Source organism: Bradyrhizobium sp. IC4060 (assembly GCF_020193715.1).
Taxonomy (GTDB): domain Bacteria; phylum Pseudomonadota; class Alphaproteobacteria; order Rhizobiales; family Xanthobacteraceae; genus Bradyrhizobium; species Bradyrhizobium yuanmingense.
In genome coordinates this window covers 1-22560 of record NZ_JADYVJ010000012.1, presented here as the reverse complement: position 1 = coordinate 22560, position 22560 = coordinate 1, and the positions used below count along the sequence as shown (strand labels likewise).

The window sequence follows — 22560 nt, the reverse complement described above, 5'->3', positions numbered from 1 at the left end:
TGTTGAGCGAAGCGAGGCATGAGACGGGGTGGGGTCACGGTCTCTCCACATCCGACACTGCCCGAGTGGAGAGATCACCCCACCCCGCTCGCGCTGCGCGCGATCGACCACGGGCGAGCTACGCTCGTCCCGGACCCCTCCAGGGGAGGGTAAGGCCAACCCACTGATTTTTATGAGCTAATATCCCGCCTCCCCTTGACCGTGCGTTAGCCGTCGCCATCTGCTAGGGGATAGAGCACGCGCCGGCCTTGAACCGGCGACGTCTGGAGAAAACCATGTTCATTCAAACCGAAGCCACCCCCAATCCCGCCACGCTGAAGTTCATTCCCGGCCGCGTCGTGGTCGACGGCAGCCCGATGGAATTTTCGAGCCGCGAATCGGCGGCGCGTTCGCCGCTCGCCGAAAAGCTGTTCGAGGTGCCCGGCGTCACCGGCGTGTTCTACGGATCGGACTTCATCACCGTGACGAAGGCGAGCGGTGAGTGGCAGCAGCTCAAGCCCGCGATTCTCGGCGCCATCATGGAGCACTACATGTCCGGCGCGCCGCTGCTCGCCGGCGGCGAAGCGCACAGCGATGCCGATCTCGACGACGAGGACGAGTTCTTCGATGAGGCCGACGCCGAGACCGTCGACATGATCAAGGACCTGATCGAGACCCGGGTGCGGCCGGCCGTTGCCAATGACGGCGGCGACATCACCTTCCGCGGCTTCAAGGACGGTATCGTCTATCTCAACATGAAGGGCGCCTGCTCCGGCTGCCCGTCATCGACGGCGACGCTCCAGCACGGCATCCAGAACCTGCTCAAGCACTTCGTGCCTGATGTGGTCGAAGTCCGGCCGATGTAAGCCGGTTACGCCGCCTTCTTCTTCGCGCTGATCAGCTTGCGGTTGATCAGCACTTCCGCGATCTGAATCGCGTTGAGGGCGGCGCCTTTACGCAGATTGTCCGACACGCACCAGAGCACGAGACCGTTCTCCACGGTCGCGTCCTCGCGGATGCGGCTGATGTAAGTCGCGTCCTCGCCGGCCGCTTCATAGGGCGTGGCGTAGCCGCCGGGCTCCTGCTTGTCGATGACGAGACAGCCGGGCGCCACGCGCAGGATGTTGCGCGCTTCATCGGCGGTGATCGGATTCTCGAACTCGATGTTGACGGCCTCGGAATGGCCGACGAACACAGGCACGCGCACGCAGGTGGCGGACAGCTTGATCTTGGGATCCAGGATCTTCTTGGTCTCCGCCATCATCTTCCACTCTTCCTTGGTGTAGCCGTCCTCCATGAAGACGTCGATGTGGGGGATGACGTTGAAGGCGATGCGCTTGGGGAATTTCTTCGCGACCAGCTCGTCGTTGGTGTAGACGGCCTTGGTCTGCGAGAACAATTCGTCCATTGCGTCCTTGCCGGCGCCCGACACCGACTGATAGGTCGAGACCACGACGCGCTTGATCGTCGCCTTCTCGTGCAGCGGCTTGAGCGCCACCACGAGCTGTGCGGTCGAGCAGTTCGGGTTGGCGATGATGTTCTTCTTCTTGAAGCCTTCGGTCGCGGCCGCATTCACCTCGGGCACGATCAGCGGCACGTCCGGATCCATGCGCCAAGCGGAGGAATTGTCGATCACCACAGCGCCGGCGGCGCCGATCTTCGGCGACCATTCCTTCGACACCGACCCACCCGCCGACATCAGGCAGATGTCGACGTCGGAGAAGTCGTAATGCTCGAGCGCTTTGACCTTCAGGGTGCGGTCGCCATAGGAGACTTCGACACCGACGCTGCGGCGCGACGCCAGGGCCACGACCTCGTCCGCGGGGAATTTGCGCTCATCCAGGATGTTGAGCATTTCCCGACCGACATTGCCGGTCGCGCCGACGACTGCGACTTTGTAACCCATCGTTCACTCTCCGATGAAAAAGCCCGTTCCCGAAGCTGACGCTTAAACAGGAAGAGCAGCGCTTCTATGCGAGAACCGGACTCAAGACAACGTTAAGACCATGCCTTAGGGACGTGGATGCAGTCGCCTGAGGCCAGCACGGCCGTTAGCCCTACCCAGATCCAGCTGACGCTCTTGGCCTTGGCCGACGAGGTCGTCGGCACGCTGGCGCATCTGGTCGCCTATGTGGGGGCGCTCGCCCTGTTTGCCATCCTCGCCCTCGCAGGCCTGGGACAGCTGCCTGACCTGCGTGGCGATGGTCCGGCGGACAGACCGGGCTGGAGCATCGCCGACCGCTCGCATCCGGCCTTCGCCGTCAGCCGGATCGATTCATCAGAAAAAACAGCCTCTTACGTCATCTTTAGGCATTCCGAGGGCGGCCGCAGGGACGTGCTGCGCTGGATCGATATGGCGGACAAGCCGGTGGCCGAACTCGAAATCTACCGCCAAGGCGCCGAATTCGACGTGACACGGCCGGCGGCCGCGGGTTTGGCCGCCCGGATGGGTTTGGGTGCAGATGCCCCGCTCGAGCAGGCCGGCCTGATTGACAGCAAATTCGGCCCCGTCGCCCTGTTCCGGCCGGTCGGCGCGACAGAGGGGACGCGGGCCTGCCTCGGCTATCTCAAGCGCTACGAGGAGCCCGCCTTGCAGATCTCCGGCTTCTCCTGCCAGGGCGACAGCTTGCCCGCCCGCCGCGCGGCGATCGCCTGCACGCTGAACCGGCTGACGCTGCTGGCCTCGGGCAACGAGCCGAGGCTGGCGGAATTGTTCGCCCATGCCGAGCTCAGGCGCCGCGGCTGTGACCCTCAGGGCTCGCCGGACTGGCTGCTGGGCGCAGCGAACGCGCAATTGCGCGGAGCGCTTTGACTTGCATCAAGGATTCTGCATCAAGCTCAAGTAGCTGGTTTGCATGCAACTTTTGCCGGCGCGCACGATTATTCCGAGCTGGTGTGACCCAATTGACCTAGTTGCGTCCGCCCCGGCCGGGCTAGTATGGGGTGAAATCGACTGGCGGCCTGCCGCCTGAAGGGGACGTGATGAGCTTGAAATTTTCTGCCGCGAACAAACTGGCGACATTGCTTGCGGCGGGCGCCGCAATGGCCGTTGCGTTCGCGACCGCGGCTTCCGCCGACACCAGGACCAAGCAGCGCTATGACGACCGCGGCCGGCCCTATTACGGCCCGAGCGGCCCCAACACGGTCTATCAACAGGGCCGCACCCGCCTCTATGTGAGCAAGCGCTCCTGGCTCGATGGCGGCACCGAGGTCAATCCGGGCGACCGCAAGTTCACCGACTACGCCTTCCCCCCGGCCGTGGGCTATCCGTCCTTCGCCCGCGAGAACCTCAACCGGCCGATCGACCGCCAGCCGCTCTCCCCGCCGCAGGATGTCGGCGGCTATCCGCAGAACTTCCCGCTGTACTGAGGCGGGCGTCACGACCGAATCAAAATGGCCGGTGCTCACGCCCGGCCATTTTTGTTTTTCGCGAGATGCGTCCGTCTTACGCATTGGCTGCCGGATCGTAGCGCCGGCAAAATTCTTCGATGGCCTCGGAGCGGAAATCACTGAGGCGTTCGAAGATCAGCGCATCCGGCCAATCCCACCAGGCGATGCGGCGCAGGCTTGCGGAAACGGTATCGTCAAAGCGCTTGCGGATGGGACGGGCGGGAACGCCAGCGACGATGGTGTACGGCTCGACATCGCGGCTAACGACGGCGCCTGCGGCGATCACTGCGCCATCGCCGACGCTCACGCCCGGCAGCAGGATGGCGGCGTGGCCGATCCAGACGTCGTTGCCGACGATCACCCGGTCGCCGCGCCTACCTGCGAAGAAGTCGCGGTCGCGCGTCGCGCCCGCCTCGTAATATTCGGGGACGTAGGTGAAGCGGTGCTGCGAGGGACGGCCCATCGGGTGGTTTGGCGCACCGATCCGCACCGAGTTGGCGATCGCCGTGAACTTGCCGATCACGGCGTCGGCGACGTCGCAATTCTCGCCGAGATAGGAGTAGTCGCCGAGCGAAGCATATTCGATGCGCGTGCCCGCAAGCACCTCGCAACGCCGCCCGACCTGCGCCTCGCGCAGGCGCACCGTCTCATGGATGACGGTTTCCGCGATCTTGGGGCGGGGTGTATCCATGAGGCGGTTTCCAATGAGGCCGTAGCCCGGATGGAGCGAAGCGCAATCCGGGAAGGTCTGTCCACGGGGTGAGAACCCGGATTTCGCTTCGCTCCATCCAGGCTACGATTCTTCCCGCCTTACGCGTGCAGCTTCTGCAATTCCTTCAGGATCGCTTCGCCCATCTGCGTGGTCGAGGCCGACGTCGTGCCTTCCGACTTGATGTCGGCGGTGCGCAGGCCGCTGGCCAGCACGGCAGCGATTGCCTGGTCGACCTTGTCGGCGAGATCGCCCATGTCGAAAGAATAGCGCAACGCCATGCCGAAGGACGAGATCATCGCGATGGGATTGGCGAGGCCCTTGCCGGCGATATCGGGGGCCGAGCCGTGCACGGGCTCGTACAGCGCCTTGCGCTTCTTGGTCTTGACGTCGACCTCGCCGAGCGAGGCCGAGGGCAGCATGCCGAGCGAGCCGGTGAGCATCGCCGCGATGTCGGAGAGCATGTCGCCGAATAGATTGTCCGTCACGATGACGTCGAACTGCTTCGGCCATTTCACCAGCATCATGCCGCCGGAATCGGCGAGCTGATGCTCGAGCGTGACATCAGGGTATTCGCGCTTGTGGACCTGAGTCATGACCTCGTTCCAGAGCACGCCCGATTTCATGACGTTGCGCTTCTCCATCGACGTCACCTTGTTCTTGCGCTTCCGGGCAAGCTCGAAGGCGACGCGGCCGATGCGCTCGATCTCATAGGTATCGTAGACCTGGGTATCGATGGCGCGCTTCTGGCCGTTGCCGAGATCGGTGATGGTCTTGGGCTCGCCGAAATAGACGCCGCCGGTGAGCTCACGCACGATGACGATGTCGAGGCCCTCGACCGCCTCGCGCTTCAGGCTGGAAGCATCCGCCAGCGCCGGATAGCACACGGCGGGACGGAGGTTGGCGAACAGCGCGAGATCCTTGCGCAGGCGCAAGAGGCCGGCTTCCGGGCGCACCTCGTAAGGCACGGCATCCCATTTCGGGCCGCCGACCGCGCCGAAGATCACGGCGTCGGCGTCTTTGGCCTTGGCCATGTCGCCTTCGGAGATCGACACCTTGTGCGCGTCATAGGCGGAGCCGCCGACGAGGCCGGTGTCGGTCTCGAACTTGGCGATCCCGGCCGAATTGAGCCAGTCGATCAGCCGCTTCACCTCGCCCATCACCTCGGGGCCGATACCGTCGCCGGGAAGCAGCAGCAGTTTGTGGGTCGCCATGGTCGTGTCCTTTTCGATCCTCTCTCGTCATTCCGGGACGCGCCTCTTAGCGCGGGCCCGGAATCCATAGCCACCAGCCGGGGTTATGGATTCCGGGCTCGCGCTTCGCGCGCCCCGGAATGACGGCGCCGGAGTGCTAGAGCGGCGTTGCGCGCTTGGCAAGACACCATTGCCGCGCTGCGGCTGTGCAAGGCCGGCGGGGCCTGCCACACTGGACAGGCCGGAGTACCCCTTGCACGCACCTGATCGCCCCCTGCCCGACGCACACCCCGCGCGGCTGATCCTGACCCTGTCGCTGGCAGCCACCGTGGGGCTCGGCATCGGCCGCTTTGCCTATGCTCTGGTGCTGCCGGACATGCGGGAGGACCTCGGCTGGTCCTACTCGGCGGCCGGTTTCATGAACACGATCAACGCCGTCGGCTATCTCGTGGGCGCGCTGGTGGCGTCCCGCCTGATCCGGCGCGTCGGCTGGGCCGCCGCGATCCGCGGCGGAACAATTGCCTGCGTCGCAGCCCTCGCCACCTGCGCTCTGACGGGGGATTTCGTCGCGCTGAGCCTGGCGCGCCTGGTGCTGGGCCTGGGCGCGGCGGCCGGCTTCGTCGCCGGCGGCGCGCTCGCCGCCACCATCGCCCAGTCGCGGCCCGAACGGGCCAACTTCCTGCTCAGCCTGTTCTATGCCGGACCCGGCATCGGCATTCTGTCCTCGGGGCTGATCGCCCCGTTCACGCTGCAATATTTCGGGCCGGGCTCGTGGTGGATCGTATGGTGGGCGCTGACGCTGCTGTCGGTTGCGATGACGATCCCGCTGTTCCTGATCCGGATCGAGAGCGGCGCGCGCTTCTCTGAAGGCGGTCATGCCTCGTTCGCGATCCTGCCGGTGCTGATTTATCTGGCCGGCTATTTCCTGTTCGGCGCCGGCTACATCGCCTACATGACCTTCATGATCGCCTATGTGCGCGACGGCGGCGGCGGGGCCGCGGCGCAGGCGGCGTTCTGGGGGTTGATCGGTCTATCTGCGTTCGTGACGCCCTGGGCCTGGCGCGGCGTGCTGGCGCTCGACCGCGGCGGGCTCGCCACCGCCATCATCCTCGGCACCAACGCAGCTGGCGCAGCGCTGCCGATGCTCGGGCATTCGCCGGCCTGGCTCGCGGTCTCCGCGATCGTGTTCGGCGTCGCCTTTTTCGCCGTGGTCGGCTCGACCACCGCCTTCGTCCGCTTCAACTATCCGCCAGAGGTGTGGCCGACCGCGATCGCGGCGATGACGATCTCGTTCGGCGTCGGCCAGACGCTCGGGCCGATCGTGGTCGGCGCGATCACCGATGCGCTGGGGAGCTTGAGCTACGCGCTGAATGTGTCGGCGGCGCTATTGGCGCTGGGGGCGGTTGCGGCGTTGTGCCAGCGGAAGGTGGGGCCGGCCAAGCAATCGGTGCCGTAGGGTGGATTAGCGAAGCGTAATCCACCAACTTCGCTCGGCAACTGCGGAAGTATGGTGGATTACGCCCACCGACTGCGCTTCGCGCAGCCGCTCGGCTAATCCACCCTACGACAGCGGAGCTAGCTCCCGCTGAACGAATTATACCCCTGGTCTTCCCAATAGCCGCCCTTGTAATCGTTGGTGACTTCCATCGAGACCACGTATTTGGGGTTCTTGAAGCCGAGCTTGGTCGGCACGCGGATCTTCATCGGAAAGCCGTAGGCGCGCGGCAGGATCTCGTTCGCATATTTGAACGTCATCTGCGTCTGCGGATGCAGCGCGCTACGCATGTCCAAGGGCGAGTTGTAGCCGTCCTTGTCGGCGCACTGGAACCAGACATAGTGAGCGCGCGTGTCGGCGCCGATCAGCTTGAGGAAATCGCGCAAGGGCGTGCCGGTCCAGCTGCCGATCGCGCTCCAGCCCTCGACGCAGATGTGACGCGTGATCTGCGTGACCTGGGGCAGCTTGTAGAGTTCGTCCAGCGTCCAGGACTTTTTGTTGTCGACGAGGCCGCGCACCTCGAGCTTCCAATCCGCGGCCGAGATATCGGGCGCGTCGTCGAGATCGTAATAGGCGTTGAACGGGAAGGGCTTGGTGATCGCGCTTTCGGGGAAGGTCGGCGCCAGCGCGTCGGGATTGAACATCCAGGCCTGCACGGCGTCGTTGAACTTCGAGACCTTCGCCAGCATGGTCTCGGCCGAAGACGAATCGATCACATCGCAACCCGTGAGCAGCGTCAGCGCCCCTAAGCTGGCGCCGCCCGCGATGAAGCGGCGCCGGGCGAGATCAGGCATGGTCTTGATGGAATCCTTGATCAGCAGCCGCTTGTCGACGCCGGGGATCAGGAACGGACGTTTGGCCATGTTCTCCTCACATATCCATTTTGAGCATGATCCTGTCGGAAAACCGCTTCACACTTTCCGGATCATGCTCTAGCGACCGATGATCATCGCGCGCAGACTCTTCGGCACGAGCAGCGCAAGCAAGACGTGGACGACCAGAAACGCGCAGATCGCGGCCATGCAGAAGAAGTGGACATAGCGCGCGGCCGGATAATCGCCGAACAGCATCACGAGATAATAAAGCTGCACGGGCTTCCAAATCGCAAGGCCCGACAGCACGATCAGCACGCCGACCACGATGATGCCGGCATAGAGCAGCCGCTGCACGTAATTGTAGACGGTGAGATCGTCATGGCCGAGCTTGAAGGTCAGCGCCGCCCTGACGTCGTGGAGCACGCCTGATGCCGTGATCGGCAGCAGCTTCTTGCGGAAGCGGCCGGTAGCGATGCCGGTGACGAGATAGGCGAGGCCGTTGATCATCAGCAGCCACATCGCCGCAAAATGCCAGAGCAGGCCGCCGCCGAGCCAGCCGCCCAGCGTGTACTCGCGCGGAAAGCGGAAGTCGAACAGCGGCGAGGCGTTGTAGATCTGCCAGCCCGACAGGATCATCAGGATCATGGCGAGCGCGTTGATCCAATGCATGACCCGCACCCAGGCCGGCTGGATCACTTTGGACTTGGTGGCCGTGACCTGCTCGTCGGTGACTGTGAGGCTCGCCATGGCGGGTTCCATCCTGAGGTCGTGTGACAGCGATTATACGCCGGTGTTTCGGCTTTCGTTACATCCCGTTCGCCATCGAATCGATGTCGTGAGGCTATTGTGGTCACAAAAGAGCGAGCCGGGTATCCCCGGCTCGCGGTCTGAGGACGTCCTGTTCGGGGATGAAACAGGATCGCGCGGTGTTACGTCGCCGGCATCAGCACGGTATCGACCACATGGATCACGCCGTTCGACTGGTTGACGTTGGTGATCGTCACCATCGAGGTGCCGCCCTTGGCGTCGACGATCCAGACCTTGCCGTCCATTTTCTTCACCGTCAGCTCCTCGCCTTCGGCGGTCTTCAGCTTCTTGCCGTCGGTGAGGTCGGAAGCCGCGAGCTTACCGGGCACGACATGGTAGGTGAGGATCTTGGTCAGCGTTGCCTTGTTCTCGGGCTTGACCAGGTTGTCGACGGTGCCGGCCGGCAGCTTGCCGAAGGCGGCGTTGGTCGGCGCGAACACCGTGAACGGGCCCTTGCCTTCGAGCGTCGGCACCAGGCCGGCCGCCTTCACCGCCGCCACCAGCGTGGTGTGATCCTTGGAGTTGACCGCGTTCTGGACGATGTTCTTGGACGGGTACATCGCGGCGCCGCCGACCATGACGGTCTTTTCCTCGGCACTGGCGGGCGCGACGACGGTCGCGGTGAGGGCCAGGGCGCTGAAGGCGGCGGCAGCGAGATAGGCAATGCGCTTCGACATGAGAGAGTCTCCCGATTGAATTGAGACCGGCGATGGCCGGCGTTGAGTTGGGCAACAACGGCGCCTGCGACAGTTGAGGGTGATGCAGCAGTGCCGTCGTTGGACCGAACTACGGGAGGTTTGCGGGGCGGTTTCGAGGAAAAATTCTTTGTGATGGGTGAAACTATCGGCGGGGATGTTCGTGTGCGAACGAGAGCACCCGGACAAGCGTAGCGAAGCAGTAGGTGGGCAAAGCGAAGCGTGCCCACCAAACGCAAATGCGGAGAGAGACGGTGGGCACGGCGCTTCGCGCCTTTGCCCACCCTACGACGGCGTACCCGTTGAGGCAGTGTCCTCGCCTCAATCCCTGTTGTTCGGCGTCTGAATGAACCCGCGATTATGCGTCGGGCTGATCAGCACTTCGTTGATGCAGACCCGCGCCGGCATGCTCGCGATGAAGGCGAGGGTGCGGCCGAGATCTTCCGGTTGCAGCATCTTCGCCTGCTCCGCTTCGCTCGGCACCACCGGACGCAGCTTCAGGATCGGCGTCGCCACCTCGCCCGGCATCAGGCAGCAGGCGCGCAGGCCGTTGACGCATTCGTCCATGTTGAAGGAATGGGTCAGTGCCAGCACCGCGTGCTTGGTGGTGGTGTAGGCCGGGCCCGGCATCTTCGAGACGTGACGGCCGGCCCAGGACGAGACGTTGATGATGGAACCGTCCTGCTGCTGGCGCATCGTCGGCAGCACGGCGCGCATGCAATAAAGCACGCCGTTGAGATTGACCTGGACCAGTCTGTCCCAGCCCTCCAGCTCCATGTCCTTCCAGCTGCGCTTGGGGACATTGATGCCGGCATTGTTGACGAGCAGGTCGATGCGGCCGTGCTTCGCGACAATCTGATCGGCTGCCTTCTGGGCTGCGGCCGCGCTGGCGACGTCGAGCGCAATGGCCTCGGCCGCCCCACCGTCCCCCGTGATCTTCGCCACCACGGCATCGAGGGCTGACTGCCGCCGGCCCGAGACCACCACCGTCCAGCCGTCGGCAGCTAACGCCTCCGCGCCGGCCTCCCCGATCCCGCTGCCACCGCCCGTGACCCAGGCCACGCGTTTCCCGCTTTTTGACATGCAAACTGTCTCCGTTGCTTGATCGGGGCGGTTTTTGCTAATCCAGCCCGCGGTTTTGACCGGCCTATGCCGGTGAGGAATGTTGCATGAACCAAGCTGCCAACGCCAATTTGTTTTCCCGTCTGTTCGAGGACCTCGCCGATCCGAAGCGGCTCGCGATCGAGACGCATGACGGCGCCCATATCAGCTATGGCGATCTGATCGCGCGCGCGGGCCAAATGGCGAACGTGCTGGTCGCGCGCGGCGTGAAGCCGGGCGACCGCGTCGCGGTACAGGTGGAGAAGTCGGTCGCCAATATCGTGCTGTATCTCGGCACGGTTCGCGCCGGCGCGGTCTATCTGCCGCTGAACACGGCCTATACGCTGAACGAGCTCGACTATTTCATCGGCGATGCCGAGCCGTCGCTGGTGGTCTGCGATCCCGCCAAGGCGGAAGGGCTGGCGCCGATCGCAGGCAAGGTGAGGGCGAAGGTCGAGACGCTCGGGGCTGACGGCAAGGGCTCGCTGACGGAGGCCGCCGACAAAGCGAGCCGCGAATTCACGACGGTGCCGCGTGAAAGCGACGATCTTGCCGCGATCCTCTACACCTCGGGCACCACCGGCCGCTCCAAGGGCGCGATGCTGACGCATGACAATCTCGCGTCTAACTCGCTCTCGCTCGTCGACTATTGGCGCTTCACCGACAAGGACGTCCTGATCCACGCGCTGCCGATCTACCACACCCACGGCCTGTTCGTGGCGACCAACGTGACGCTGTTCGCCCGGGCGTCGATGATCTTCCTGCCGAAGCTCGATCCGGACCTGATCATCAAGCTGATGGCGCGCGCCACGGTGTTGATGGGCGTGCCGACCTTCTACACCCGCCTGCTGCAGAACCCTGCGCTGTCGCATGAGACGACGAAGCACATGCGGCTGTTCATCTCGGGCTCGGCGCCGCTGCTCGCCGACACCCATCGCGAATGGTCGGCGCGCACGGGACATGCCGTGCTCGAGCGCTACGGCATGACCGAGACCAACATGAACACGTCGAACCCGTATGACGGCGAGCGCGTGCCCGGCGCAGTCGGCTTTCCGCTGCCGGGCGTCTCCGTGCGCGTGACCGATCCCGAGACAGCGAAAGAGCTGCCGCGCGACGAAATCGGCATGATCGAGGTGAAGGGGCCGAACGTCTTCAAGGGCTATTGGCGCATGCCGGAGAAGACCAAGGCCGAATTCCGGCCCGACGGCTTCTTCATCACCGGCGATCTCGGCAAGATCGACGCCAAAGGTTACGTGCACATCCTCGGACGCGGCAAGGATCTCGTGATCTCCGGCGGCTTCAACGTCTACCCGAAGGAGATCGAGAGCGAGATCGATGCCATGCCTGGCGTGGTGGAGTCGGCCGTGATCGGCGTGCCGCACGCCGATTTCGGCGAGGGCGTCACCGCGGTGCTGGTGCGCCAGCCCGGCGCGAGCATCGATGAAGCGGCCGTGCTGAAGGGCCTCGACGGGCGCCTCGCGAAATTCAAGATGCCGAAGCGGGTCTTCGTGGTCGACGAGCTACCGCGCAATACGATGGGCAAGGTGCAGAAGAACGTGCTGCGCGAAACGTACAAGGATATTTACGCGAAGAAGTGAGAGAGCTCCGCTCTGTCGGCGTCATTGCGAGGAGCTCTTGCGACGAAGCAAGCCGGCGGCCGAGACCAACAGATAGCACCTGACACGTCGCACGGTCAGGCTGGGGTGGAATGCAGGGTGCGCATATCCGCCCGGAGCGCGGGAACCGGTGCGCGTGCCGGGAGTCGCGGTGGGTCGCAGCCGGGACGGTTTACCCTCGGCATCGTCCCCTCGCACGTTGCGGCCGCACGGGCCCAAGGCGGCTTAGAGGCGTTCCAATAGCGATTTCAATGCGCCGTACGCTCGCGCCAAAGAGATGAATTTGGATTCCTATGTTCGTTGGCGGACCGATGGGCTGGTATACCAAGGCCCTGATTGGCCTTGGTTCATCAAGGCCATAGAGCTGAACCACAATTCGGTTTATGGCGATTTGGTGATTGCGCAGGCCAGATCGACTCCGTAAATAGAGCCCACCTTTCGCGATCCCCGCGCGCCCCATGCTGGGCCGCAACAAACATCAAAAGCCGCCCATGACCGCACGGATCGAACGACCGCTTTCGCCGCACATCCAAACCTATCGCTGGACGCTGACGATGGCTCTGTCCATCGTGCACCGCGCCACCGGTATCGCCCTTTACGTCGGAACCCTGCTGCTGGTCTGGTGGCTGGTTGCCGCGGCCTCCGGCCCGGCCGCCTATGCCCATGTCCAGGCCTTCTCCAGCAGCATCCTCGGCCGGCTCATCGTGTTCGGCTACACCTGGGCCCTGATGCACCACATGCTCAGCGGCATCCGGCATTTCGTCTGGGATCTCGGCTACGGCTTCAAGGCCAACGAGCGCGAAGCGCTGACCTGGGGCGCCCTGGTCGGGGGCATCGCACTGACGGTGCTGATCTGGATCATCGCTTATGCGAACGGAGGCGGCCGATGAGCTTTGACGAGTCCCACGGCTCTCCGAAGCGTCCCTCGATGCGCACCCCGCTCGGGCGCGTCCGCAATCTCGGCGCCGCGCATTCCGGCACGTCCGATTTCTGGCGCCAGCGCATCACCGGCGTCGCCATGACGCTGCTGATGATCCCGGCGCTGGTCATCATCATGATGCTGCTCGGCCGCAACCAGGTCTACGCGGCGCAGACCCTGAGCTCCATTCCCGTTGCGGTGATCCTGCTCCTCTTCATCTTCGCCAGCGCCTGGCACATGAAGATCGGCATGCAGGTGGTGATCGAGGACTACGTCCATAACGAGAAGCTCAAGCTCACCGCGATCATGCTCAACAATTTCTTCTCGGTCGCCGTGGCGCTCGCCTCGACCTACGCGATCCTGAAGCTTTCTTCCGGAGTGTAACCCATGGCCGCTGAGACCAATGGCAAGGGCAACGGCGCTCCCGCCACCAACGGAAAAGCCTATCCGATCGAAGACCATACCTACGACGTCGTCGTGGTCGGCGCCGGCGGTGCCGGCCTGCGCGCCGTCGTCGGCTGCAGCGAAGCCGGCCTCCGCACCGCCTGCATCACCAAGGTGTTTCCGACCCGTTCGCACACGGTCGCGGCGCAGGGCGGCATCTCCGCTTCGCTCGGCAACATGCACAAGGACGACTGGCGCTGGCACATGTACGACACCGTGAAGGGGTCGGACTGGCTCGGGGACCAGGACGCGATCGAATACATGGTGCGCAACGCGCCCGACGCGGTCTACGAGCTCGAGCATTGGGGCGTGCCGTTCTCGCGCACCGAGGACGGCAAGATCTACCAGCGTCCGTTCGGCGGCATGACCACCGAGTTCGGCAAGGCCCAGGCGCAGCGCACCTGCGCCGCCGCCGACCGCACCGGCCACGCCATGCTGCACACGATGTACGGTCAGTCGCTGCGCCACGCGGCCGAGTTCTTCATCGAGTTCTTCGCCATCGACCTGATCATGGACGACCAGGGCACCTGCCGCGGCGTCATCGCGCTCAAGCTCGACGACGGCACGCTGCACCGTTTCCGCGCCCAGACCACGATCCTGGCGACCGGCGGCTATGGCCGCGCCTATGCCTCCTGCACCTCGGCGCACACCTGCACCGGCGATGGCGGCGGCATGGTGCTGCGCGCCGGCCTGCCGATGCAGGACATGGAGTTCGTGCAGTTCCATCCGACCGGCATCTACGGCTCGGGCTGTCTCGTCACCGAGGGTGCGCGCGGCGAAGGCGGCTATCTCGTCAACGCCGAAGGCGAGCGGTTCATGGAGCGCTATGCGCCGTCGGCCAAGGACCTCGCTTCGCGCGACGTGGTCTCGCGCGCGATGACCATCGAGATCCGCGAGGGACGCGGCGTCGGCAAGAAGAAGGACCACATCTTCCTGCATCTCGACCATCTCGATCCCGCCGTGCTCGCCGAACGCCTGCCGGGCATCTCGGAATCGGCCAAGATCTTCGCCAATGTCGACGTGACGCGCGAGCCGATCCCGATCGTGCCGACCGTGCATTACAACATGGGCGGCATCCCCACGAATTATCACGGCGAGGTGCTGACCAAGAAGGACGGCGACGACAACGCGGTGATCCCCGGCCTGATGGCAATCGGCGAAGCGGCCTGCGTCTCCGTGCACGGCGCCAACCGCCTCGGCTCCAACTCGCTGATTGACCTCGTCGTGTTCGGCCGCGCCGCCGCCTTGCGCCTCGCCGAAAAGCTCACACCCAACGCCAAGCAGCCCGAGCTGCCGACGAACTCGGCCGAGATGGCGCTCGGTCGCCTCGACCATTACCGCTACGCCTCAGGCGGCACGCCGACCGCGAAGCTGCGCGAAGGCATGCAGCACGTGATGCAGAACAATTGCGCCGTGTTCCGCACCGGCGAAGTGCTGAGCGAAGGCCAGAACCTGATCGCGAAGGTCCACAGCGGCATCACCGACATCGCCGTCTCCGACCGCTCGCTGGTCTGGAATTCGGACCTCGTCGAGACGCTGGAGTTCGACAATCTGATCTCGCAGGCGGTGGTGACGATGAACTCGGCCGCCAACCGCACCGAGAGCCGCGGCGCCCATGCCCGCGAGGACTTCTCCGAGCGCGACGACAAGAACTGGATGAAGCACACGCTGGCCTGGCTGGACGATGCCGGCAAGGTCAGGATCGAGTATCGCCCGGTTCACAACTACACCATGACCAACGACGTGCAGTACATCCCGCCCAAAGCTCGCGTTTACTAAACGTCGCGCGTGTATTGATCGAACAGCGAAGGCCTTAATCGAATGGTTGAATTCGCACTTCCGAAGAACTCCAAGATCACTGGCGGCAAGACCTGGCCGAAGCCCCCGGGCGCGACCGAGCTCCGCGAGTTCAAGGTCTATCGCTGGAATCCGGACGACGGCAAGAATCCAAGCGTCGATACCTATTACATCGACACCAATGATTGCGGCCCGATGGTGCTGGACGGCCTGATCTGGATCAAGAACCACATCGACCCGTCGCTGACCTTCCGCCGCTCCTGCCGTGAAGGCGTCTGCGGCTCCTGCGCGATGAACATCGACGGCCAGAACACGCTGGCCTGCACCAAGTCCATGCACGACGTGAAGGACGGCGCGGTGAAGATCAACCCGCTGCCGCATCAGCCGGTGGTGAAGGACCTCGTCCCCGACCTCACCAATTTCTACGCGCAATACGCCTCGGTCGAGCCCTGGCTGAAGACGACCTCGCCGACGCCGCAGAAGGAATGGCGCCAGAGCCACGAGGACCGCGAGAAGCTCGACGGCCTCTACGAGTGCATCCTCTGCGCCTGCTGCTCGACCTCCTGCCCGAGCTATTGGTGGAACAGCGAGCGCTATCTCGGCCCCGCCGCGCTGCTCCAGGCCAACCGCTGGGTCTCGGATTCGCGCGACGAGGCCACCGGCGAGCGGCTCGACAATCTCGAGGACCCGTTCCGGCTCTATCGCTGCCACACCATCATGAACTGCGCCAAGGCCTGCCCGAAGGGCCTCAACCCGGCCGAAGCCATCGCCGAGCTCAAGCTCAAGATGGTCGAACGCCAGATCTGAGGCGAAGTCCCCCTTCCGCCCCGGCTAAACCGGCCGGGGTGTTCTGCATTTGCCGTTAATTCGAGCAGAATTTTTCTCTGACCCGCTCGACGCGCAAATTTGTGGCTCGCAACCAACGGTTCCAGCACAAGCTGCTTCCTTCCTTGCGCGGGATTCAGTTAAGCTCCCGTCAGGGACGGAGCGACTGTGCAGAGGGCGCAACGCAACTCGCTGAGGCTGTTGCAGTGGATGATGGCGGCATCCCTGGCGCTGCCGATTGGGCTGTTCGTCGTCGCCGCCGCGATCTCCTACACATCGACCAACGATACCGCCGACCGCGAGATCGAGCGCACGGTCGATGTCGCCCATGAGCACGCGCTCAAGGTCTTCGAGACCATCGACCGCAGCCTCGCCGAGCTCAACGAGGTCGTGCGCGGTCTGCCCGACGGCATCATCCGCGAGCGCGAGCCGACGCTGCATCGCCGGCTGAAGCGGCTGACCGATTCGCTGCCGCAGCTCAAATCGGCCTGGATCTTCGACGCGAACGGAAAGGCGCTGGTCAACAGCCTCGTCTCGCCGCCGCCGGACCTGAGCTTTGCCGACCGCGATTACTTCTATTCCCATGTGGACCAGAGCATCGGCACGTTCATCGGCACGGCGCTGACGCCACGACCGCCCTATCAGGGCGCCCGATTCTTCGGCGTCAGCCGCCGCCGCGAGTCCGACGACGGTCGCTTCATCGGCGTGATCCAGGCCTCCGTGTTGCCGGAATATTTCGAAAGCTTCTATGCCAGGATCGGCACCGATCCCGGCAACTTCTTCGCGATGGGGCGCACCGACGGCGCAATGCTCGCGCATTTTCCCCGGCTCGACCACGAGCTTCGGCTCGATCCGACCGGACCGGTGGGCCAGAAGATCGCGACCCAGCCCGTGCACGGCCTCATCACGGTCGCTTGGCCCTCGGACGGTATCGAGCGGCGCATCGCCTACCGGCGCGTCGCCGAATATCCGATCTATGTCAGCGCCGGATTGGAGACCTCTGCGATCCGCGCACGCTGGCTCGCCACCATCGGCCAGCATCTGGTGTTCGGCATTCCCGCCACCGCGCTGCTGTTCCTGCTGCTGGTGCTCGCTCTGCGGCGTACCCAGCACCTTCAGGCCGAAGCTGCAAAGCGGCGCGAGGCCGAGGAGGCGCTCAAGCACAGCCAGCGGCTGGAAGCGCTCGGCCAGCTCACCGGCGGCGTCGCGCACGACTTCAACAACCTCCTGACGGTGATCCGTGCTTCGGTCGATCTCTTGAACCGTCCGCAGCTGACGGAGGAGCGGCGACAACGCTACATCACGGCCATTGCCGATTCGGTGGCGCGTGCGGCCAAGCTGACTTCGCAATTGCTCGCCTTTGCGCGGCGCCAGACCCTCAAGCCGGAGGTGTTCGACGTCGGCGCACGGGTGCAGTCGCTGCACGACATGCTCGCCACGCTACTGGGCCCCGCGATCGAGATCGTCATGCAACTGCCGGCGGAGCCGTGCCTCGTCAATGCCGATGCCAGTCAGTTCGAGACGGCGCTGATCAACATGGCGACCAATGCGCGCGATGCCATGCAAGGCCAGGGGCGAATCGTTTTCAAGGTCGAGGCCACGACGACCGTTCCGGACGCGCTGGTGCAGCTTTCGGCCAGCCCGGACCACGGCTTCGTCCGCGTCACCGTCAGCGATACCGGCGTCGGCATTCCCGCCGCGCGGCTCGGGCGCATCTTCGAGCCGTTCTTCACCACCAAGCAGGTCGGCCGCGGCACCGGCCTCGGCCTGTCCCAGGTGTTCGGATTCGCCCGGCAGTCCGGCGGCGAGGTGACCGTGGCGAGCGAGGTGGGGCACGGCAGCACCTTCTCGCTCTATCTGCCGCGCGTGCCGCCGGGCCTGCTGCCGCAACGCCAAGCGCCCAACACGGCGCCGGCGGTGGCCGGCAGCGGCATGTCGGTGCTGGTGGTCGAGGACAATATCGAGCTGGCCAATTTCGCCGCCGACGGGCTCACCGAGCTCGGCTACAGCATCACGCTGGTCGACAACGCGGCCGACGCGCTCGCCGAGCTCGTCGTGGACGCCGATCGCTTCGATGTCGTGTTCTCGGACGTGGTGATGCCCGGGATGACCGGGCTCGATCTGGCGCAGGCGATCCGCGAGCGCGGACTCGGCGTGCCGGTCGTTCTGACCACCGGCTACAGCCAGGCCCTGTCGCAGGAGGGTACCGGCGGCTGCGACCTCGTGCAAAAGCCTTATTCGATCGAGGAATTGTCGCGCGTTCTGCATCGGGCGGCGCGGATCAGGCACGTCAGGGACGGCGCCGCCGAATAGGGGCTCCGGAACCTCGCGGGAACCGGCCGAGTTCCCTTGGCGTTGTCCGTTCATGTACAAGCCGGCCGCGACGCGTGAACAGGGCAAGAAGCCGCCCATCGTCAATATCGAGGGCGAGAACGGCGACGAAGTGACACCGCCGCCGCCCGAACTGGTCGAACCCGACCCCGAACTGTCACCCGAGGCAGCCGAGCAGGTCCGCAAGGATTATCTGCTGACACGGTTCTGGATCAGCGCCCGCGGCTTCTGGGGCCGCAACGGCGACCGCCTCGCCTGGCCGTTCTCGGTTGGTCTCGGCCTGCTGATCGTGCTGACCGTCGGCTTCCAATACGGCATCAATGTCTGGAATCGCGCGATCTTCGACGCCATCGAGAAGCGCGATGCGGCGAGCGTCTTCCATCTCACCGCAATGTTCTTCCCGCTCGCGATCGGCAGCATCGTGCTCGCAGTCGTGCAGGTGTTCGCGCGCATGGGCATCCAGCGACGCTGGCGCGCCTGGCTGACGGCGAGCGTGCTGACACGGTGGCTCAAGAACGGGCGCTACTATCAGCTCAACCTTGTCGGCGGCGACCACAAGAATCCCGAATACCGGATCGCGGAGGATTTGCGGATTGCGACCGACTCCCCCGTCGACTTCCTCGCCGGCGTGACGTCGGCGCTGCTGTCGGCCGCGACCTTCATCGTCGTGCTCTGGACCATCGGCGGGGCACTTACCGTCACGCTCGGCGGTTCGTCGGTGACCATTCCCGGCTTCCTCGTGATCGCCGCGATGCTGTACGCCGCGATCGCATCCGGATCGATCGTGGTGATCGGCCGGCGCTTCGTGCAGGTCTCCGAGGGCAAGAACCAGGCCGAAGCCGAGTTCCGCTACACCCTGACGCGCGTGCGCGAGAACGGCGAGAGCATCGCCCTGCTCGGCGGCGAGGAGGAGGAGCGCGACGGCATCGATCGCAACTTCACGAGCGTGCTGCGGCAATGGGCGCGCCTTGCCGGCCAGCACATGCGCACCACGCTGGTGTCGCAAGGATCGAGCCTCGTTGCGCCGGTCGTGCCGCTTCTGCTCTGCGCGCCAAAGTTCCTCGACGGCAGCATGACGTTGGGCCAGGTGATGCAGGCCGCGTCCGCCTTCACGATCGTGCAGAGCGCGTTCGGCTGGCTGGTCGACAATTATCCGCGGCTCGCCGACTGGAATGCCTGTGCGCGGCGCATCGCCTCGCTGATGATGTCGCTCGACGGCCTCGAGCGCGCCGAGCAGGGCGACGGCCTCGGCCGCATCAAGCGCGGCGAAACCAGCAACGAGGCCATGCTGGAGCTGAAGGATCTCTCGGTCACGCTCGACGACGGCACCGCCGTGGTCGGCGAGACCGAGGTGGTGATCGAGCCCGGCGAGCGGCTGCTGGTCGCCGGCGAATCCGGCACCGGCAAGAGCACGCTGGTGCGCGCCATCGCCGGGCTGTGGCCGTGGGGCGGCGGCAGCGTGAATTTCCATGCCGATCGCCGGCTGTTCATGCTGCCGCAGCGGCCCTATGTGCCCTCCGGCTCCTTGCGGCGGGCGGTCGCCTATCCCGGCGCGGCCGACCACTGGACTTTGGACGAGATCGGCGCAGCCCTGCACAAGGTCGGCCTCGATCATCTCAAGGAGAAGATCGAGGAGGAGGCACCGTGGGACCAGACCTTGTCGGGCGGCGAGAAGCAGCGCCTCGCCTTTGCGCGGCTGCTCCTGCACAACCCCGACATCGTCGTGCTCGATGAGGCGACCTCGGCGCTCGACGAGAAGAGCCAGGACAAGATGATGCAGATGATCACCGAGGCGCTGCCGAAGGCGACCATCGTCAGCGTCGCGCATCGCGCCGAGCTGGAGGCTTTCCACAGCCGCAAGATCGTGCTGGAGCGACGCAAGGGCGGCGCCAAGCTCGTCAGCGATATCGACCTGATTCCGCGCAAGGGCAGGCGCAGGCTGCTGGGGCGGTTCTTGCGGCAGCGCAAGAAGGCGGCGTAAGGTTCGCGGCGTGTAGCCCGGATGGAGCGCAGCACAATCCGGGAAGATCTATCCGTCAGCAAGAATCCCGGATTTCGCTGCGCTCCATCCGGGCTACGGACCTGAAGTTGGAGTCCTCGTCAAAACCGGTTATGCATGCGCCGCCTGCAACGAGGATCTGCTGCTTGACGTCCGACAATGCCCCTTCGCCCGCGCCGTTCGGTGCGTTTGCGCCCAATGCGGCGCAGGCTGCGATCATCCGCCTCGCTCAACGGTCGGGACTGAAGCGCGGCGCGTTCCGGCCGTGGATGTCGCGGCTGGTCAACCTGCTGCGCAGCGGCCCGGTCGACGTGCAATATCAGGGCGCCTCGTTCCGCTTCCATCACCAGGGCAGCGCGACCGAGCGCGGCGCGCTGTTCAATCCCGACTACAATCTCGACGAGCTCGACTTCCTGCGCCAGCACACCCCTGCGGGCGGCACGTTCGTCGATGTCGGCGCCAATGTCGGCACTTTCGCACTGGTGATGGCGCGGCAGGTCGGGCCATCCGGACAAGTGGTGGCGATCGAGCCGCATCCGCTGACCTTCGGACGGCTCTCGTTCAACCACGCCGCATCGAAGACGCCGCAGGTGCGCCTGGTGCAGGCCGCCGCGGGCGAGCGCGACGGCGAGCTGATGATCGAGAGCGGCGGCGGCAACCTCGGCGCCACCCACGTCGTCACCGGCACGGCCAGTGCCGAGGCCATCAAGGTGCCGTCGCTGCGCCTGGTGCGCATTCTGGAGGAGGCCGGCGTCGGCCAAGTCGATTCGCTGAAGATCGACGTCGAGGGCTTTGAGGACCGCGTGCTGATCGGCTTCTTCCGCGACGCGCCGCAAATGCTGTGGCCGCGCGCGGTGGTGATCGAGCATCTGTCACAAAACGAATGGCAGCAGGATTGTATTGCCGACATGGTCGGGCGCGGCTTTACGATCGCACGCAAGACACGAAGCAATACGTTTTTGTCTCGCTGACGGGTTACGAACAAGGGAGGTTGCGATGATCGATCATCTGGGATTCTCCGTCTCCGACTATGAGCGCGCCAAGGCGTTCTATGCGAAGGCACTGGCGCCGCTCGGCTACAGCCTGATCATGGAGGTCACGGCCGAGCAGACCGGACACGCTGCGGCTGCAGGCTTCGGTGCCGACGGCAAGCCCGATTTCTGGATCGGGGGCGAGGGCGCGATGAACAAGCCGGTGCATGTCGCCATCCACGCCAAGGATCGCACCACAGTCGATGCGTTCTACAAAGCGGCGATGGCGGCCGGCGGCCGCGACAACGGCCCGCCCGGCATCCGCCCGCATTATCACGCGAACTATTACGGCGCCTTCGTGCTCGACCCCGACGGCCACAACATCGAAGCGGTCTGCCACACGCCGGAATAATCCGGTCTTCGAAGCGATGTGACGCGGAACATCGGTGCTGCACCTTCGTTGTTGTTCTCTGGACAACGATTCCGATGATGCCGATGCCGATTGAACCGCCCGAGATTCCGCCGTCGACGCCCGGTACGCCGACTGAGCCGCCGCCCGGAATCCCGCCCGGCAATCCGCAGCCCGAAATCACGCCGCCGGTGCGCGAGCCCGGCTCGCCGCCGCGGCCCGACGAATTGCCGGGCCGCATGCCTGAGGAGATCCCATCGCGCGGACCGAACGGGCCGCTCACGCCCAATCCTGCGACGGATGCGATTCCGCCGCGCGATCACGCGTGAAGCAGCGAAGCAATGTCAGGCGATTGCCACCAGCGTCTGAATGCGCAATGAACGTTGCCATAGTGAGATGATTTGCGTGCAGAAATAAATCGGGTCGCAGTTGCATCGCCCGCCACAATGCGGCCTAACGCTTAGCCGTTCATCCCGACACTTCGACAAAGAACCTTCCGGGGAAGTTCACCACATGACCAACCTTCGTTTCGTGCTGCTTGCGACGACGGCTCTGACCGCGATGCAATTGGCCAACACCGCATCGCATGCGCAAGACGCTGCGCCGTTCGTCGTCGCTCAGGCCCAGCCGCAGGACGCGGGCCCTGACGGAAGACCGAAGCAGCCGCCGAAGGGACCGCCAGGCGCGGCGCCGCCTGCAGCACCCGCACGCCCCGCGGCTCCGCCGCCGGCGGCTGCACCGCCCCAGCCGCCTGCAGCTCCTCCGCCGGCCGCAGCACCGCCGCGCCCGGCAGCGCCGCCACCGCCTCCGCCTCCCCCTGCGGCCCGCCCGGCACCTCCGCCGCCGCCTCCCCCTGCAGCCCGTCCGGCGCCTCCGCCGCCCCCGCCGGCGCCTGCTGCTCCGAAGCAGCCTTCGCCGCCTCCGGCCGCGGCCCCGCAGCAGCAAGCCCCGACACCGCCGCCTCCGGCCGCGCGTCCCGCTGCCCCGCCGCCGCCTGCCGCACGCCCGGCTCCCACGCAGCCCGCACCGCCCCCTGCGGCGGCGCCGCAGCAGCAGGCCCCGACT

At 65.2% G+C, this 22560-nt stretch carries 21 protein-coding genes; 14 read left to right on the top strand and 7 right to left on the bottom strand.

The features are described 5' to 3' along the window. Positions 1-275: 275 nt before the first annotated feature. The gene (locus I6F16_RS29745; protein WP_036002713.1) at positions 276-845 is read left to right on the top strand and encodes a NifU family protein; all 570 of its coding nucleotides are present in this window, start codon (positions 276-278) and stop codon (positions 843-845) included. A 5-nt stretch (positions 846-850) separates the two neighbouring features. Here I6F16_RS29745 and I6F16_RS29740 read toward each other — a convergent pair whose 3' ends face one another. After that, positions 851-1885, bottom strand: a complete 1035-nt coding sequence (locus I6F16_RS29740; RefSeq protein ID WP_036038710.1) for an aspartate-semialdehyde dehydrogenase — start codon at positions 1883-1885, stop codon at positions 851-853. 117 nt (positions 1886-2002) lie between these two features. On the opposite strand from I6F16_RS29740, the gene I6F16_RS29735 reads away from it, so the two are divergent. Continuing rightward, complete coding sequence (locus I6F16_RS29735) at positions 2003-2791, top strand: hypothetical protein (RefSeq protein ID WP_225174229.1); 789 nt, start codon at positions 2003-2005, stop codon at positions 2789-2791. Positions 2792-2961: 170 nt separating this feature from the next. Next, positions 2962-3348: a hypothetical protein gene (locus I6F16_RS29730; RefSeq protein WP_036002720.1), complete on the top strand. Its 387-nt coding sequence runs from the start codon at positions 2962-2964 to the stop codon at positions 3346-3348. A 76-nt stretch (positions 3349-3424) separates the two neighbouring features. Here the strand turns inward: I6F16_RS29730 and I6F16_RS29725 are convergent, their stop codons facing one another. Both I6F16_RS29725 and leuB read right to left on the bottom strand, forming a co-directional pair. Further along, on the bottom strand, positions 3425-4060 hold the full coding sequence (locus I6F16_RS29725) for a DapH/DapD/GlmU-related protein (protein WP_225114858.1): 636 nt from the start codon (positions 4058-4060) through the stop codon (positions 3425-3427). 119 nt (positions 4061-4179) lie between these two features. Further along, complete coding sequence (gene leuB / locus I6F16_RS29720; RefSeq protein WP_225114859.1) at positions 4180-5292, bottom strand: 3-isopropylmalate dehydrogenase; 1113 nt, start codon at positions 5290-5292, stop codon at positions 4180-4182. 232 nt (positions 5293-5524) lie between these two features. On the opposite strand from leuB, the gene I6F16_RS29715 reads away from it, so the two are divergent. Further along, complete coding sequence (locus I6F16_RS29715; protein WP_036024151.1) at positions 5525-6727, top strand: YbfB/YjiJ family MFS transporter; 1203 nt, start codon at positions 5525-5527, stop codon at positions 6725-6727. Between the two features lie 119 nt (positions 6728-6846). On the opposite strand, the gene I6F16_RS29710 is transcribed toward I6F16_RS29715, so the two are convergent. From I6F16_RS29710 to I6F16_RS29695, 4 genes are all read right to left on the bottom strand, one after another. Next, positions 6847-7629 (bottom strand): molybdopterin-binding protein, encoded by a 783-nt coding sequence (locus I6F16_RS29710; protein ID WP_225114860.1) that lies wholly within the window; start codon positions 7627-7629, stop codon positions 6847-6849. A 69-nt stretch (positions 7630-7698) separates the two neighbouring features. After that, entirely contained in the window at positions 7699-8328 is a 630-nt protein-coding gene (locus I6F16_RS29705) for a cytochrome b/b6 domain-containing protein (protein WP_036002769.1), read from the bottom strand. 182 nt (positions 8329-8510) lie between these two features. Further along, positions 8511-9065, bottom strand: coding sequence for a fasciclin domain-containing protein (locus I6F16_RS29700; protein WP_036024154.1), 555 nt, complete (start codon positions 9063-9065; stop codon positions 8511-8513). Positions 9066-9404: 339 nt separating this feature from the next. Continuing rightward, on the bottom strand, positions 9405-10166 hold the full coding sequence (locus tag I6F16_RS29695) for an SDR family NAD(P)-dependent oxidoreductase (protein ID WP_225114861.1): 762 nt from the start codon (positions 10164-10166) through the stop codon (positions 9405-9407). Between the two features lie 86 nt (positions 10167-10252). Between I6F16_RS29695 and I6F16_RS29690 the strand changes: the two genes are divergently transcribed. From I6F16_RS29690 to I6F16_RS29645, 10 genes are all read left to right on the top strand, one after another. Next, on the top strand, positions 10253-11782 hold the full coding sequence (locus I6F16_RS29690; protein WP_225114862.1) for a malonyl-CoA synthase: 1530 nt from the start codon (positions 10253-10255) through the stop codon (positions 11780-11782). Positions 11783-12291: 509 nt separating this feature from the next. Further along, positions 12292-12690, top strand: a complete 399-nt coding sequence (gene sdhC / locus I6F16_RS29685) for a succinate dehydrogenase, cytochrome b556 subunit (protein ID WP_036002772.1) — start codon at positions 12292-12294, stop codon at positions 12688-12690. Beyond that, the gene (gene sdhD / locus I6F16_RS29680) at positions 12687-13103 is read left to right on the top strand and encodes a succinate dehydrogenase, hydrophobic membrane anchor protein (protein WP_036002745.1); all 417 of its coding nucleotides are present in this window, start codon (positions 12687-12689) and stop codon (positions 13101-13103) included. Before sdhC ends, sdhD begins: the two co-directional genes overlap by 4 nt. Before the next feature lie 3 nt (positions 13104-13106). Continuing rightward, a complete protein-coding gene (gene sdhA, locus I6F16_RS29675) occupies positions 13107-14942 on the top strand; it encodes a succinate dehydrogenase flavoprotein subunit (RefSeq protein ID WP_036002747.1) in 1836 nt (611 codons plus the stop codon). Between the two features lie 42 nt (positions 14943-14984). Then, positions 14985-15767: a succinate dehydrogenase iron-sulfur subunit gene (locus tag I6F16_RS29670; RefSeq protein ID WP_036002750.1), complete on the top strand. Its 783-nt coding sequence runs from the start codon at positions 14985-14987 to the stop codon at positions 15765-15767. A 186-nt stretch (positions 15768-15953) separates the two neighbouring features. Beyond that, positions 15954-18098 (top strand): hybrid sensor histidine kinase/response regulator, encoded by a 2145-nt coding sequence (locus tag I6F16_RS29665; RefSeq protein WP_225114863.1) that lies wholly within the window; start codon positions 15954-15956, stop codon positions 18096-18098. 52 nt (positions 18099-18150) lie between these two features. Beyond that, entirely contained in the window at positions 18151-20097 is a 1947-nt protein-coding gene (locus I6F16_RS29660; protein WP_225114864.1) for an ABC transporter ATP-binding protein/permease, read from the top strand. A gap of 164 nt (positions 20098-20261) precedes the next feature. Next, positions 20262-21086, top strand: a complete 825-nt coding sequence (locus I6F16_RS29655; protein ID WP_225114865.1) for an FkbM family methyltransferase — start codon at positions 20262-20264, stop codon at positions 21084-21086. A gap of 25 nt (positions 21087-21111) precedes the next feature. Then, positions 21112-21498, top strand: coding sequence for a VOC family protein (locus I6F16_RS29650; protein WP_225114866.1), 387 nt, complete (start codon positions 21112-21114; stop codon positions 21496-21498). Positions 21499-21581: 83 nt separating this feature from the next. Continuing rightward, a complete protein-coding gene (locus tag I6F16_RS29645; protein ID WP_036002774.1) occupies positions 21582-21824 on the top strand; it encodes a hypothetical protein in 243 nt (80 codons plus the stop codon). Positions 21825-22560 lie beyond the last annotated feature (736 nt).

What these genes read in the sequence shown, in the direction of transcription:
- I6F16_RS29745 (WP_036002713.1), top strand. Translation starts at nt 276, where the DNA reads ATGTTCATTCAAACCGAAGCCACCCCCAATCCCGCCACGCTGAAGTTC.
- I6F16_RS29740 (WP_036038710.1), bottom strand. Translation starts at nt 1,885, where the DNA reads ATGGGTTACAAAGTCGCAGTCGTCGGCGCGACCGGCAATGTCGGTCGG.
- I6F16_RS29735 (WP_225174229.1), top strand. Translation starts at nt 2,003, where the DNA reads ATGCAGTCGCCTGAGGCCAGCACGGCCGTTAGCCCTACCCAGATCCAG.
- I6F16_RS29730 (WP_036002720.1), top strand. Translation starts at nt 2,962, where the DNA reads ATGAGCTTGAAATTTTCTGCCGCGAACAAACTGGCGACATTGCTTGCG.
- I6F16_RS29725 (WP_225114858.1), bottom strand. Translation starts at nt 4,060, where the DNA reads ATGGATACACCCCGCCCCAAGATCGCGGAAACCGTCATCCATGAGACG.
- leuB (WP_225114859.1), bottom strand. Translation starts at nt 5,292, where the DNA reads ATGGCGACCCACAAACTGCTGCTGCTTCCCGGCGACGGTATCGGCCCC.
- I6F16_RS29710 (WP_225114860.1), bottom strand. Translation starts at nt 7,629, where the DNA reads ATGGCCAAACGTCCGTTCCTGATCCCCGGCGTCGACAAGCGGCTGCTG.
- I6F16_RS29705 (WP_036002769.1), bottom strand. Translation starts at nt 8,328, where the DNA reads ATGGCGAGCCTCACAGTCACCGACGAGCAGGTCACGGCCACCAAGTCC.
- I6F16_RS29700 (WP_036024154.1), bottom strand. Translation starts at nt 9,065, where the DNA reads ATGTCGAAGCGCATTGCCTATCTCGCTGCCGCCGCCTTCAGCGCCCTG.
- I6F16_RS29695 (WP_225114861.1), bottom strand. Translation starts at nt 10,166, where the DNA reads ATGTCAAAAAGCGGGAAACGCGTGGCCTGGGTCACGGGCGGTGGCAGC.
- I6F16_RS29690 (WP_225114862.1), top strand. Translation starts at nt 10,253, where the DNA reads ATGAACCAAGCTGCCAACGCCAATTTGTTTTCCCGTCTGTTCGAGGAC.
- sdhC (WP_036002772.1), top strand. Translation starts at nt 12,292, where the DNA reads ATGACCGCACGGATCGAACGACCGCTTTCGCCGCACATCCAAACCTAT.
- sdhD (WP_036002745.1), top strand. Translation starts at nt 12,687, where the DNA reads ATGAGCTTTGACGAGTCCCACGGCTCTCCGAAGCGTCCCTCGATGCGC.
- sdhA (WP_036002747.1), top strand. Translation starts at nt 13,107, where the DNA reads ATGGCCGCTGAGACCAATGGCAAGGGCAACGGCGCTCCCGCCACCAAC.
- I6F16_RS29670 (WP_036002750.1), top strand. Translation starts at nt 14,985, where the DNA reads ATGGTTGAATTCGCACTTCCGAAGAACTCCAAGATCACTGGCGGCAAG.
- I6F16_RS29660 (WP_225114864.1), top strand. Translation starts at nt 18,151, where the DNA reads ATGTACAAGCCGGCCGCGACGCGTGAACAGGGCAAGAAGCCGCCCATC.
- I6F16_RS29650 (WP_225114866.1), top strand. Translation starts at nt 21,112, where the DNA reads ATGATCGATCATCTGGGATTCTCCGTCTCCGACTATGAGCGCGCCAAG.
- I6F16_RS29645 (WP_036002774.1), top strand. Translation starts at nt 21,582, where the DNA reads ATGCCGATTGAACCGCCCGAGATTCCGCCGTCGACGCCCGGTACGCCG.